12 protein-coding genes and 1 pseudogene are annotated in these 13227 nt (G+C 53.3%); 7 read left to right on the top strand and 6 right to left on the bottom strand.

Features of this window, described 5'->3' with window-relative positions:
* A partial coding sequence (gene fghA / locus GTGU_RS05610) for an S-formylglutathione hydrolase (protein ID WP_038154797.1) occupies positions 1–779 on the bottom strand: 779 nt, incomplete at its 3' end.
* 139 nt (positions 780–918) lie between these two features.
* On the opposite strand from fghA, the pseudogene GTGU_RS05605 reads away from it, so the two are divergent.
* The 7 genes and pseudogenes from GTGU_RS05605 (at position 919) to mglC (ending at position 9117) form a co-directional block, all read left to right on the top strand.
* Positions 919–2068 (top strand): annotated as a pseudogene (locus GTGU_RS05605) (YbfB/YjiJ family MFS transporter).
* Between the two features lie 100 nt (positions 2069–2168).
* A complete protein-coding gene (folE, locus tag GTGU_RS05600) occupies positions 2169–2837 on the top strand; it encodes a GTP cyclohydrolase I FolE (RefSeq protein WP_038154795.1) in 669 nt (222 codons plus the stop codon).
* Positions 2838–2852: 15 nt separating this feature from the next.
* On the top strand, positions 2853–4010 hold the full coding sequence (yeiB, locus tag GTGU_RS05595; RefSeq protein ID WP_038154793.1) for a DUF418 domain-containing protein YeiB: 1158 nt from the start codon (positions 2853–2855) through the stop codon (positions 4008–4010).
* Positions 4011–4164: 154 nt separating this feature from the next.
* Positions 4165–5190 (top strand): HTH-type transcriptional regulator GalS, encoded by a 1026-nt coding sequence (galS, locus tag GTGU_RS05590; RefSeq protein WP_038154791.1) that lies wholly within the window; start codon positions 4165–4167, stop codon positions 5188–5190.
* 285 nt (positions 5191–5475) lie between these two features.
* A complete protein-coding gene (gene mglB, locus GTGU_RS05585) occupies positions 5476–6471 on the top strand; it encodes a galactose/glucose ABC transporter substrate-binding protein MglB (RefSeq protein WP_038154790.1) in 996 nt (331 codons plus the stop codon).
* Positions 6472–6570: 99 nt separating this feature from the next.
* On the top strand, positions 6571–8091 hold the full coding sequence (gene mglA / locus GTGU_RS05580; protein ID WP_038154789.1) for a galactose/methyl galactoside ABC transporter ATP-binding protein MglA: 1521 nt from the start codon (positions 6571–6573) through the stop codon (positions 8089–8091).
* 15 nt (positions 8092–8106) lie between these two features.
* On the top strand, positions 8107–9117 hold the full coding sequence (gene mglC / locus GTGU_RS05575) for a galactose/methyl galactoside ABC transporter permease MglC (protein WP_038154788.1): 1011 nt from the start codon (positions 8107–8109) through the stop codon (positions 9115–9117).
* A gap of 42 nt (positions 9118–9159) precedes the next feature.
* On the opposite strand, the gene GTGU_RS05570 is transcribed toward mglC, so the two are convergent.
* The 5 genes from GTGU_RS05570 to GTGU_RS05550 form a co-directional block, all read right to left on the bottom strand.
* Positions 9160–10077, bottom strand: coding sequence for an SIR2 family protein (locus tag GTGU_RS05570; protein WP_038154787.1), 918 nt, complete (start codon positions 10075–10077; stop codon positions 9160–9162).
* Entirely contained in the window at positions 10077–10799 is a 723-nt protein-coding gene (gene sanA / locus GTGU_RS05565; protein WP_038154786.1) for an outer membrane permeability protein SanA, read from the bottom strand. Before sanA ends, GTGU_RS05570 begins: the two co-directional genes overlap by 1 nt.
* Positions 10800–10924: 125 nt before the next feature.
* Complete coding sequence (gene cdd / locus GTGU_RS05560; protein WP_038154785.1) at positions 10925–11809, bottom strand: cytidine deaminase; 885 nt, start codon at positions 11807–11809, stop codon at positions 10925–10927.
* Positions 11810–11936: 127 nt separating this feature from the next.
* Positions 11937–12632 (bottom strand): CidB/LrgB family autolysis modulator, encoded by a 696-nt coding sequence (locus tag GTGU_RS05555; protein WP_038154784.1) that lies wholly within the window; start codon positions 12630–12632, stop codon positions 11937–11939.
* On the bottom strand, positions 12629–13027 hold the full coding sequence (locus GTGU_RS05550) for a CidA/LrgA family protein (protein ID WP_038154783.1): 399 nt from the start codon (positions 13025–13027) through the stop codon (positions 12629–12631). The genes GTGU_RS05555 and GTGU_RS05550 overlap by 4 nt, the downstream gene beginning before the upstream one ends.
* Positions 13028–13227 lie beyond the last annotated feature (200 nt).

Raw genomic sequence — 13227 nt, 5'->3', positions numbered from 1 at the left:
AAGTAATAACTGTGATCATAACCCGGCTGAATGCGCATGGTCAGCGGCCAGGACGTCTGCCGTGCGGCTTCCGCCAGCACCGCGGGTTGCAGCTGGTCGGCCAGGAACTGATCGTTATCACCCTGGTCGATAAGTGTCGGGATGGCATCGCTGACGTTGCTGCTTAGCATCAACTGGCAACTGTCCCACTCCTGCCAGTGTTGTTCGTCTTCACCGAGATAAGCGGTGAAGGCTTTTTTCCCCCATGGTACGCGGCAGGGGTTCACAATCGGCGAAAACGCCGACACGCTGGTGTATTTGCCCGGATTTTTCAGCGCCATGATAAGCGCCCCGTGACCGCCCATTGAATGGCCGCTGATAGCACAGCGATCACTGACATTAAACTGCGCCTGAATCAGCGCTGGCAGCTCGTCACGAATATAGTCATACATCCGGTAATGGCTGGACCACGGCGCCTGGCGGGCGTTGAGATAGAAACCGGCGCCTTTGCCCAGATCATAACTCTCATCATCAGCAACCGCATCGCCACGCGGGCTGGTGTCGGCCATGACCAGGACGATGCCAAGCTCAGCGGCAACACGTTGCGCGCCTGCTTTAGTGGTGAAGTTTTCATCGTTACAGGTCAGCCCCGACAGCCAGTAAAGCACCGGCGGCGGGGTGGTTTCTCGCGCAGGCGGTAAAAAAATGCTGAACGTCATGGGGCAATTCAGGATGGTGGAATCGTGCCGCCAGCGCTGTTGCCAGCCATCGAAACAGCGGTGCTCTTCTAGCATCTCCATGCGAGGCTCCTTTCGGGGATCGGGAAAATGAATAGATCCATCATACAGATAATTCACTGGCGGTGAGTAACTTTCACTTCCGCATTAACCTCATATGTTGCATCATAAACATAACTTTACATTAACAATTGGAGTATGCATGGCGCTGCGAATCGCCCTGAGTGGTTTTATTGTGCTGGTGGTGGCGATGGGGATCGGGCGTTTTGCCTTTACCCCACAGGTTCCGTTGATGATTGCCGATGGTCAGATGACGCTGACCGGGGCGGGCCTGGTGGCGGCAATGAATTATCTCGGTTATCTGATTGGTGCCTGGGATGCCATGCGTGCCCATCGCGGCGTCGAAGTGCGTCTGTATGCCGGCATTTACGGCGCGGTCGCGCTGACATTACTCTCTGCGTTGATGGATAACGCCTGGCTGCATGGCGCATTGCGTCTGGTGATTGGCTGTATGAGCGGCTGGGCACTGGTGCTGACAGCGGCATGGACTAACGAACGGCTGGCGCATGCCGGGAAACCGGGGCTGAGTGCCGCCGTGTTTGCCGGGCCGGGCGCGGGTATTGCCCTGAGTGGTTTGCTGGCGGTGTGGATCCACGCAAAAAATCTGAGTGCCACCGACGGCTGGCTGATGTATGGCCTGCTGGCGATGGTGCTGGTGGCGTTTATCGCCCGATGGTTGCCAAAGCCCGGCGACCTGCATCGTAGCGGCGTAAAAACAGAACCGCTGCGACTGACGCCCAACCTGAAACGGCTGGTGTGGAGCTACAGCCTGGCGGGTTATGGTTATATTTTACCCGCCACCTTTTTATCGCAGATGGCGGCGCACCGTTTTCCCGACAGCGTGTTTGCTCAGTTCGTCTGGCCGATATTTGGCGCTGCCTCAGTGGTGGGCATTGCGCTCAGCATCGCGACCCGCAATCTGGGCCATAGTTATCAGCGGCTGGCGATCGTGTTGTGGTTGCAGGGCGCGGGCGTGCTGGCGGCCTGGCTGTTGCCGGGCATCTGGGGGCTGGCGGTTGGCGCGCTGCTGGTGGGCGGTGGTTTTCTGTGTGCCGTTCAGCTGTCGCTGCTCTATGGTCGCGAACTGGCACCGGAACACACCCGCTATATGGCAGGGTTGCTGACCACCGGTTATGCCATCGGTCAACTGGTGGGGCCGGTAACCTCGGCGTTGTCTACGTGGCTCACGCAACAGCTGGAGCCTGCGCTGGGCATTGCGGCGGTGGCACTGTTGATCGGTGGCGCGCTGGTGTGGCGTCCGCAGAAATAAAAGGCCACGGCAATTACAATAATTATCGTTACGACCACTGGATTATGTGCACCACCTCACGCAAAATGAGGGACCCTTTGACCCTCAAGGGCAAAGGTCGCCATACCCGCAGGAGAAAAAAGATGTCATCACTGAGTAAAGAAGCTGCACTTGTTCATGAAGCGCTGGTCGCTCGTGGGCTGGAAACGCCACTGCGCCCGCCGGTGCACGATATGGACAACGAAACCCGCAAGCGTCTGATTGCCGGACATATGACCGAGATTATGGAGTTGCTGAATCTTGATCTGAGTGACGACAGCCTGATGGAAACGCCGCACCGCATCGCCAAAATGTATGTCGATGAGATTTTCTCGGGGCTGGATTACGCCAACTTTCCGAAAATCACGGTCATCGAAAACAAAATGAAAGTCGATGAGATGGTCACCGTGCGCGACATCACGCTGACCAGCACCTGCGAACACCATTTTGTCACCATCGACGGTAAAGCGACGGTGGCGTATATCCCGAAAGATACGGTGATTGGCCTGTCGAAAATTAACCGCATCGTGCAGTTCTTTGCCCAGCGCCCGCAGGTGCAGGAGCGACTGACACAGCAAATTCTGACCGCGCTGCAAACGCTGCTCGGTACCAATAATGTGGCGGTGTCGATTGATGCTGTGCACTATTGCGTGAAAGCCCGCGGCGTACGTGACGCAACCAGCGCCACGACGACAACATCGCTCGGTGGCCTGTTTAAGTCCAGCCAGAACACCCGCCAGGAATTCCTGCGCGCCGTGCGCCACTTAAGCTAATTGCGGAGCCGGGAAATGGAAAGGAACGTCACGCTCGACTTTCTTCGTGGCGCAGCCATTCTCGGTATTCTGCTGCTTAACATTAGCGCCTTTGGTCTGCCAAAGGCGGCCTACCTCAATCCTGCCTGGTATGGCGATATCAGCCGTAGTGACGCCTGGACGTGGGCGATTCTGGATCTGCTGGCGCAGGTAAAATTCCTCACCCTGTTTGCGCTGCTGTTCGGTGCCGGGCTTCAGCTATTGTTGCCGCGCGGGAAAATCTGGATCCAGTCGCGGCTGACACTGTTAGCGTTGCTCGGGTTTATTCACGGTCTCCTGTTTTGGGACGGCGATATTCTGCTGGCTTATGCACTGGTTGGGCTGGTGTGCTGGCGCATGATCCGCGATGCGCAGAGCATCAAATCGCTGTTCAACACCGGTGTGATGCTCTACGTCACCGGGGTTGGGGTGTTGATTCTGCTCGGCATCATTACCGGTGATTCAGTCAATCGCTCCTGGGTACCTGACGCCGCCCACCTCCAGTATGAGCAGTACTGGAAATTAAAAGGCGGCGCTGAAGCGGTCAGCAACCGCGCCGGCATGCTGGCAGACAGTCTGCTGGCGCTGGGTGCGCAGTACGGCTGGCAACTGGCGGGCATGATGCTGATGGGCGGTGCGCTGATGCGCAGCGGCTGGCTGAAAGGGCAGTTCAGCCTGCGCCATTATCGCCGCGTCGGCGCGCTGTTGATTATCATCGGTCTGCTAATCAACCTGCCGGCGGTTGTCGCGCAGTGGTGGCTGAACTGGGATTATCGCTGGAGCGCGTTTCTGTTACAGGCACCGCGTGAGCTGGGTGCGCCATTGCAAACCATCGGCTACGCTGCGCTGGTGTATGGTTTCTGGCCGCAACTCTGCCATTCTCGTCTGGTAGCGGCCGTCGTCTGCGTGGGACGCATGGCGCTTTCTAACTATCTGCTGCAAACGCTTATCTGTACCACCTTGTTTTATCATCTTGATTTTTTTATGAAATTTAACCGTCTGCAACTGTTAGGTTTCATTCTTCCTGTCTGGATCATCAATCTCGCTTTCTCTGTGCTCTGGCTCCGTTACTTCCGTCAGGGGCCAGTGGAATGGCTGTGGCGGCAACTGACCGCACGTGCATCAGGCGTTTCATTGCGGCATACATCCAGATAACGATCTGGATCACAATCATTAACAAAATCAATGTAACCGCTTCCATCCTTGTGACATTTCTCACGTAGTCCACGCCTTTGCACTGACACAATGTCTTACTTGCTGAAACAGGGGGTGACTGTGGGGTGCTGCAAATTACAACAGGGCGGTAAGAATGATCACTATTCGTGATGTTGCCCGTCAGGCGGGCGTTTCCGTCGCCACGGTCTCCAGGGTGCTTAACAACAGTCCGCTGGTAAGTCCTGACACACGGGAAACGGTGATGAAGGCGGTGACGCTGTTGGGCTACCGTCCGAACGCCAATGCCCAGGCGCTGGCAACGCAGAGCAGCGAAACGATTGGCGTGGTGGTAATGGATGTCTCGGATTCGTTTTTCGGCGCTCTGGTCAAAGCCGTCGATACCGTGGCACAGCAGCATCAAAAATATGTGCTGATTGGCAACAGCTATCATGAGGCCGAAAAAGAGCGCAACGCCATCGAAGTGTTGATCCGCCAACGCTGTAACGCCTTGATTGTGCATTCAAAAGCGTTGAGTGATGAGGAGCTCGGGGCGTTCATGGCGCACATTCCCGGCATGGTGGTGATCAACCGTATCGTGCCCGGCTACGCGCATCGCTGCGTCGGGCTCGACAACATCAGCGGCGCGATGATGGCGACGCGAATGCTGCTTAACCACGGTCATCAGCGCATTGGCTATCTCGCTTCCAGCCACGGTATTGAAGATGATGCGCTGCGGCGTGAAGGCTGGAAACGCGCGCTGGAAGAGCAGGGCATTGCTGCGCCGGAAAGCTGGACTGGCACTGGCACGCCGGATATGCAGGGCGGGGAAGCGGCGATGGTTGAACTACTCGGGCGTAATCTCGGACTGACAGCGGTCTTCGCTTACAACGACAACATGGCAGCTGGCGCGCTTACCGCATTAAAAGACAACGGCATTGCGGTGCCACAGCATCTTTCGCTGATCGGCTTCGATGATATTCCTATTGCCCGTTACACCGATCCGCAACTGACCACCGTGCGATACCCCATTATGTCGATGGCCAAACTGGCGACGGAGCTGGCGCTGCTGGGCGCAGCAGGCAAGCTGGATGCCACGGCATCGCACTGCTTTATGCCTACACTGGTTCGCCGTCATTCAGTGTCACAACGGCAATCTGTGGGGGCGATCACTAACTTGTGATTTGTGGTCATGTAACCGCTTCCAATCTGTGAGTAAATTCACAGTAACTTAACATTACGCTGGTCTATGATGGCAGCGTTTGTAAAGCTCTACCGCTATGTCACGGTGATTAATCACTTTTTGTATAGCTCAAAGCCGTAAACATTCAATTAAACGCACACTGGAGCGTTACCGAACACGGAAGATAGTCATTTATTTGATAAGTTAACTTCGGCGGTCAGTAACACTTCATTAACGTTGCGCCCACCGAGATTACTACCCTGCATAATAAAAACCGGAGATACCATGAATAAGAAGGTGTTAACCCTGTCTGCTGTTATGGCAAGCATGTTGTTCGGTGCCGCTGCGCACGCTGCTGATACCCGTATCGGTGTGACTATTTATAAATATGACGACAACTTCATGTCTGTCGTGCGTAAAGCGATTGAGAACGACGCCAAAGCAGCGCCGGACGTTCAGTTGCTAATGAACGACTCGCAGAACGACCAGTCCAAACAGAACGACCAGATCGACGTTCTGCTGGCGAAGGGTGTGAAAGCGCTGGCTATCAACCTCGTTGACCCGGCAGCGGCAGGCACGGTGATTGAGAAAGCGCGTGGGCAGAATGTGCCGGTGGTTTTCTTCAACAAAGAACCGTCCCGCAAAGCGCTGGATAGCTACGACAAAGCGTTCTACGTCGGTACCGACTCTAAAGAGTCTGGCATTATCCAGGGCGATCTGATTGCCAAACACTGGCAGGCCAACCAGGGCTGGGATCTGAACAAAGATGGTCAGATTCAATTCGTGCTGCTGAAAGGCGAGCCGGGCCATCCGGATGCTGAAGCGCGTACTACTTATGTGGTGAAAGAGCTGAACACCAAAGGCATTAAAACACAGCAACTGGCGCTGGATACCGCAATGTGGGATACCGCTCAGGCGAAAGACAAAATGGACGCCTGGCTGTCTGGCCCGAACGCTAACAAAATCGAAGTGGTTATCGCCAACAACGACGCCATGGCAATGGGGGCAGTTGAAGCCCTGAAAGCGCACAACAAATCCAGCATTCCGGTATTTGGTGTTGACGCCCTGCCAGAAGCACTGGCGCTGGTGAAGTCCGGCGCAATGGCCGGTACTGTGCTGAACGATGCTAACAACCAGGCGAAAGCGACGTTTGACCTGGCGAAAAATCTGGCTGACGGCAAAGAAGCTGCCGCGGGCACCAGCTGGAAAATCGAGAATAAAATCGTTCGTGTTCCGTACGTTGGCGTAGATAAAGACAATCTCGCAGAGTTCGCAAAATAATAATTCGGGTCGCAATATGACGCCCGTTAATTTGTAGTACTGATACTCCCCGTGCTGAGCAATCAGCACGGGCACACACACGCGCAGCCAGGTATAACTATGGTCAGCAATAATACAGCGTCGCCAGGCGAATTCTTGTTGGAAATGAATCATATCGACAAGTCTTTTCCCGGCGTAAAGGCACTCGATGATGTGAACTTAAAGGTGCGTCCTCATTCTATCCATGCCTTAATGGGCGAGAATGGCGCTGGTAAGTCAACATTATTGAAATGTCTTTTTGGCATCTATCAAAAAGATGCCGGTAGCATTATTTTCCAGGGGAAAGAGATCGATTTCCATTCCGCGAAGGAAGCGCTGGAAAACGGGATTTCCATGGTACACCAGGAGCTCAACCTGGTATTACAACGTTCCGTGATGGACAACATGTGGCTGGGGCGCTACCCCACCAAAGGCATGTTTGTCGATCAGGACAAAATGTATCGTGATACAAAAGCTATTTTTGACGAACTGGATATCGATATCGATCCGCGCGCCCGCGTGGGGACGTTATCCGTTTCGCAAATGCAGATGATTGAAATTGCCAAGGCGTTCTCCTATGACGCGAAAATCGTCATTATGGATGAGCCTACATCGTCATTGACCGAAAAAGAGGTGAACCATCTCTTTACCATCATTCGCAAACTGAAAGAGCGTGGCTGCGGCATCGTGTATATCTCGCACAAAATGGAAGAAATATTCCAGTTATGCGATGAAATCACGGTACTTCGCGATGGTCAGTGGATTGCCACCCAGCCGCTGGAAGGGCTGGATATGGACAAGATCATCGCCATGATGGTCGGACGTTCGCTTAACCAGCGTTTCCCGGACAAACACAATACACCGGGGGAAGTGATCCTTGAGGTGCGTAACCTCACGTCGTTACGCCAGCCCTCAATTCGCGATATTTCGTTTGATCTGCACAAAGGTGAAATCCTTGGCATCGCCGGGCTGGTTGGCGCGAAACGTACCGATATCGTGGAAACGTTATTCGGTATTCGCGAAAAATCGTCCGGCACCATCACCCTGCATGGTAAGAAAATCAATAACCACAGCGCTAACGAAGCCATTAATAATGGTTTTGCGCTGGTAACAGAAGAGCGTCGCTCAACCGGGATTTACGCTTACCTGGATATTGGTTTTAACTCGCTTATTTCCAATATTCGTAATTATAAAAACAAGGTGGGTTTACTGGATAACACGCGTATGAAAAGCGACACCCAATGGGTGATCGACTCCATGCGGGTAAAAACGCCAGGTCACCGTACTCAAATCGGCTCGCTGTCAGGCGGGAATCAGCAAAAAGTAGTTATCGGTCGTTGGTTATTAACCCAGCCGGAAATATTGATGCTTGATGAACCGACGCGTGGTATTGACGTTGGTGCGAAATTCGAAATTTATCAGCTAATTGCTGAACTGGCGAAAAAGAATAAAGGGATCATCATCATCTCTTCTGAAATGCCAGAATTGCTGGGAATTACCGACCGTATTCTGGTGATGAGCAATGGACTCGTCGCCGGTATTGTTGATACCAAAACGACAACGCAAAACGAAATTCTGCGTCTTGCGTCTTTGCACCTTTAAGATCAGGGGCCACTCATGAGTGCGTTGAACAAAAAAAGTTTTATTACCTACCTGAAAGATGGCGGTATTTACGTCGTTCTTTTAGTCTTGCTGGCGATTATTATTTTCCAGGACCCCACTTTCTTAAGTCTGCTGAACTTAAGTAACATCCTGACGCAGTCTTCCGTACGTATTATCATCGCGCTGGGTGTGGCAGGTCTGATTGTCACCCAGGGGACTGACCTTTCCGCAGGTCGTCAGGTCGGGCTGGCGGCGGTTATTGCCGCGACGCTCCTTCAGTCCGTGGAAAACGCGAACAAAGTGTTCCCGGAAATGGCAACCATGCCGATTCCGCTGGTGATCCTGATTGTTTGCGCTATTGGCGCGGTCATCGGCCTGGTGAACGGTATTATCATTGCATATCTGAACGTAACGCCGTTTATTACGACTCTGGGTACAATGATTATCGTGTACGGGATCAACTCCCTTTATTACGATTTCGTCGGCGCATCACCGATCTCCGGGTTTGACTCCCACTTCTCAACCTTTGCTCAGGGGTTTGTGGCGCTGGGCAGTTTCAGGCTCTCGTATATTACGTTCTATGCGTTAATTGCCATTATTTTCGTCTGGATCCTGTGGAATAAAACTCGCTTCGGCAAAAATATTTTTGCTATCGGCGGCAACCCGGAAGCGGCGAAAGTCTCAGGTGTTAACGTCGGTCTCAACCTGCTGATGATTTATGCGCTGTCCGGCGTGTTTTACGCGTTCGGCGGAATGCTGGAAGCGGGACGTATCGGCTCCGCGACAAACAACCTCGGCTTTATGTACGAACTGGACGCCATCGCCGCCTGCGTGGTAGGCGGGGTATCCTTCAGCGGTGGGGTTGGTACCGTGCTGGGAGTGGTGACTGGTGTGATTATCTTCACTGTCATCAACTACGGTCTGACCTATATCGGTGTGAACCCGTACTGGCAGTACATCATTAAAGGGGCGATCATTATCTTTGCTGTTGCGCTTGACTCCCTCAAGTACGCGCGCAAAAAATAAGTTCGGTCTTCTTCAGGCCCGGCAGGATTTTCCCGCGCCGGGCTATTTTTCGGCCTTCCTGATATCCGCAATCACGTCCACGTAATAACTTTTCTCATCCTCTTTTGAACGGCAAAAATGCTGCCCGAATGTATCATTAATGGTCACACCGACGCTTTTCAGCAGGGCGATTTTGGCCTGGGATTTCTCATCTTCCGCTAAACAGGCTGGAACGTAATAGACAATCCGATTAGTGATTTCCTTGTCACTTTTTTCCAGCAACCGGCAACGTTCGCGATAGGTTAATAACCACCACAGATCAATCTCCACAAAGTCCAGTGTCAGGCCGAAAATATAGATATTGCGACGAAAAAAATTATCGATCCAACTGAATTCCTCCCCCGGTGTGTTTAACCGACGGATTAGCGGTTTGAGATCTTTAAACTCTTCTTTTGAATAACTGCTACCCGTGGCGGTGTAGTTACGCATCGCCTGCAGATAACCGCTGTAGTGCTCGTAACCCAGCGTAATGGAGTTGGCAACGGTAATCGCACCGTGGATATGCCAGATGCGTTTGTCGTTAATGAGGTGATGGCGGAAAACGTTGTATTTTTGTTCTTTGATAATGCCGTTATTTTTAATTTCATCAGACGCTGGCAGGCAGCTTTCGAACGCCAGATCATAGTTGCTGGTCATGATGTTCTGGCAATCGAGCGTCATGATTTGCTGGTGGATATCATTGCGGGTAATGGTCTGAATTTTGTTGGCAATAAAGCGTTTGATCGTGCTTTCGATGCGATTGCTGTGCTGCGTTTTTAAGATGTTGAAGTAGATCTCTTCGTAGGCGAGAGTAAAAGGTTTGTTGTTGGTATCGATGGCAATTCCGTATTTCTGACCGAGGCTTTGCAGAACATCAAACCAGGAATTGCCGTCGGCCAGATTATTAATCCCGTTCCCCACCAGCAGCGCGTAATTGCCCATTACTCTTTCCTTTGCTTGTCCTGCAACTCCAGCAATTGCTCAGGGGTGACCGATGGATAGCCCTGCGCATCTTCCGGGACTTCATGCTGTAACGGAATGGGGACCAGCGGCCCTAAAAAACGGGGTTCGCGCTTGAAAAGATAGAGGTCCGCCAGGGCGCCGAAGCGCGCGCCAAACTCACGAAGCCTTACGCTGAGCATGTCTTTTGGCGACGGTACGGCATAGCACTGGGCCTGAATCCCCATATGCAGCGCGATAAACAGCGCGCGCTCGCAGTGAAAACGCTGGGTAATGATAATGAAATCATTGGTATCAAACACCCGGCGCGTACGGACGATAGAATCCAGCGTCCGGAAACCAGCGTAATCCAGCACAATGTCGGCCGGATCAACCCCCGCGGCGATGAGATCTTTACGCATCGTCACCGGTTCATTATAGCTTTGCAACGCGTTGTCGCCGCTCAACAGCAAATAATTCACTTTGCCGCTGTTATAGGCGTTGAGCGCACCCTGGATACGGTAACGGTAATACTGATTGATAACGCCGGTGCGGTAATATTTGGCGGTGCCTAACACCACGCCGACCTGACGATAGGGCAGGTCCTGCAGCTCGTCATAAATATAGGGCGCGGTTTTCCAGCTCATCCAGCGATCAAGACCCAGCACGGTCAACAGCAGCAGGCCGATTAGGACTAACAGGCTGTATAACACGCGCTTTAACATGGACTTGACTCGATGGCAGATTTTATTTCACTCAGGCTACTTTACCCGCCGGGTAAGCGCAAGAAACAGTAAGTTAATTGGGGGGATTTTCATCAGTGCGGGCGCGAAGCCCGCACGATACGGGTTCAGGACAGCAGAACGCGGTCGAGACTCTGGCAGCCGAGCGCTCTGAGGGTGGCGGCGGTAGCATCCCACTGGATGAGTGGCGCATCGGCGCGTTCGGCAAGGATGGCGCGCTGAATGTCCGGATAGTCATAACCGTTGAGGCTCAATAGATTAAGTGCGCCCTGCAACGGCGGCAGTGTCGGGTTGAACGCCGCGTTTTCCGCATAGCTGCCGCTGAAAATCGTGCCATCGCGACACTCCAGCGCCACGCCGGACGGCGATTTGCTGTATGGCATATGGCTTCTGTTCGCGGCGGTAATGGCCGCCTGCGCCAGCGCATCGCCTTCCAGAATGTAGCCGTGATCCTGGTCATCCATCAGCAGGGTTTTGATCTCCAGATCCTTCGGCCCGAACGCGTCCGGCAGGTAATCTTTCAGCGTGTGCGGTGCCCGGCCTGGCAGGTTAATACGCAGCGTCAGACCACTGTTCAGTTCGTTCATAAACTGACGGCAGTGACCGCAAGGCGTGTAGTTTACGGTGATAGCCTGCAGTGATTTTTCTCCACGCAACCAGGCGTGACTGATGGCGCTCTGTTCAGCGTGTACCGTCTGTTGCATGGTGGCGCCAATGAATTCCATATTGCCGCCGAAATACCAGGTGCCGCTGACGCCGCGGGCGATAGCCCCGACGTTAAAATGCGAGAGATCGGCGCGGGCACAGGCCGCCGCCAGTGGCAGGAGGGCGAAAGCCAGAGCGTCTTCGTCCAGTCCCGTAGCCTTTTGCAGCACCGCGACCTGTTCCGCCGTCAACAGTGCGGGAAAATGCTCATCCGCCAGAATTGGGGTGAGAGCTGACTGCAAATTTTCTGCAAGCTGTGCAAAAGCATAATGAAAACGTGAATGCATGGCGTTGCCTCTCAACAATGTAATGGGAGCGTAGTTTACGGGCCTGTTACGGCTTTATATGTGATCTACTTCGCACTACCTGTGCAACTAATGAAATTCAACGAAAAAATGTGTGATGTATCGCCTTTTAATGCAGGATGGCCAGTAACACCGGAAAAATAAACGGCGCCAGCAGGGAAGTGATAATCCCGCAGATCACCAGCGCTAACGAACTGAACGCGCCTTCCTGATAATCCAGCTCGGCGCAGCGGGCGGTGCCCAGCGCATGCGACGCGGTTCCCATCGCCAGTCCGCGCGCGGCTTTGGTATGGATGCGCATCCGGTTCAGCAGCGTATGACCAAATACCGCGCCGAGAATACCGACAAAAATCACACAGACCGCGCTGATAGCCGGAATGCCGCCAAGGCTGCCGCTGACCGCCATGGCAATCGGCGTCGTGACCGATTTCGGCAAAACAGAAGCGGCAATTTCCGGCGTTGCCCCCATCAGCAGGGCCACCGAGGTGCCGGTGATCATTGCCACCAGGCTGCCAATAAAGCAGATGGTGATAATTGATTTCCAGCGGGCGCGAATCTGGTGCAACTGTTCATAGAGCGGAAAAGCCAGCGCCACGACTGCCGGTTGCAGTAGATCGTTAAGGATTTTGCTGCCCTGGAAATAGTGATCGTAAGGAATGCCGGTCAGCAGCAGGAATGGAATAATCACCACCAGCGCCACCAGTAGCGGGTTAAGCAGCGGCATCTTAAAGCGCGCGGCCAGCTTGCGGGCGGCGAAAAAGACCAGCAGGGTCAACGGCAACGACCACCAGATGTTTTCCATCATTCTTCAGTTCCTTTTTGGCCGACCACGTTGCGTTCACCATGGAGGAGGTGTGAGCTCCAGCTCACCACCAGAAACACCACCAGCGTACTGATGGCGCAAGAGACCACCACCGGCCCGAACTGGGTGCGCAGCAGATCGAAATATTGCATGACACCGACGCCGATAGGCACGAACAGCAGCGCCATATAGCGGATCAGCACATAGCAGCCCGGATTGACCCATTTTGCGGGCAGGATTTGCAGCGCCAGTAGGACAAATAAAATCAACATACCGATAATGCTGCCAGGAATAATAATAGGCAGCAGGGAGGCAACGAAATTTCCCGCGTACAGGCAGGCGTAGATCAGAACGAACGCCCGCAGGTACTGCCAGAATGTATTGAAAAATTGACTCATGGTGATTACCCTTGATGAAACGCATTCATCATACAATTAAAGTCAGAAATGTGCTACCGATCACAACATGAATTCTGAGCATACCTGTGGTCCCCCTGTGGCTCATCTGGCATTCCAACAAATTTGCTGGCAAAAAGTGATGTTACAGAGTGTAGCCTGAAGCCGTTAAAGCAGACTTCATTCCCACTGCCATTAACGCT

The organism is Trabulsiella guamensis ATCC 49490, from assembly GCF_000734965.1.
Taxonomy (GTDB): domain Bacteria; phylum Pseudomonadota; class Gammaproteobacteria; order Enterobacterales; family Enterobacteriaceae; genus Trabulsiella; species Trabulsiella guamensis.
This window is presented reverse-complemented; position numbering and strand designations above follow the sequence as displayed.

Coding starts and splice junctions, on each gene's coding strand:
- mglB (WP_038154790.1), top strand. CDS start 5,476: ATGAATAAGAAGGTGTTAACCCTGTCTGCTGTTATGGCAAGCATGTTG.
- cdd (WP_038154785.1), bottom strand. CDS start 11,809: ATGCATTCACGTTTTCATTATGCTTTTGCACAGCTTGCAGAAAATTTG.
- GTGU_RS05550 (WP_038154783.1), bottom strand. CDS start 13,027: ATGAGTCAATTTTTCAATACATTCTGGCAGTACCTGCGGGCGTTCGTT.
- GTGU_RS05570 (WP_038154787.1), bottom strand. CDS start 10,077: ATGGGCAATTACGCGCTGCTGGTGGGGAACGGGATTAATAATCTGGCC.
- sanA (WP_038154786.1), bottom strand. CDS start 10,799: ATGTTAAAGCGCGTGTTATACAGCCTGTTAGTCCTAATCGGCCTGCTG.
- GTGU_RS05555 (WP_038154784.1), bottom strand. CDS start 12,632: ATGATGGAAAACATCTGGTGGTCGTTGCCGTTGACCCTGCTGGTCTTT.
- galS (WP_038154791.1), top strand. CDS start 4,165: ATGATCACTATTCGTGATGTTGCCCGTCAGGCGGGCGTTTCCGTCGCC.
- yeiB (WP_038154793.1), top strand. CDS start 2,853: ATGGAAAGGAACGTCACGCTCGACTTTCTTCGTGGCGCAGCCATTCTC.
- mglA (WP_038154789.1), top strand. CDS start 6,571: ATGGTCAGCAATAATACAGCGTCGCCAGGCGAATTCTTGTTGGAAATG.
- folE (WP_038154795.1), top strand. CDS start 2,169: ATGTCATCACTGAGTAAAGAAGCTGCACTTGTTCATGAAGCGCTGGTC.
- mglC (WP_038154788.1), top strand. CDS start 8,107: ATGAGTGCGTTGAACAAAAAAAGTTTTATTACCTACCTGAAAGATGGC.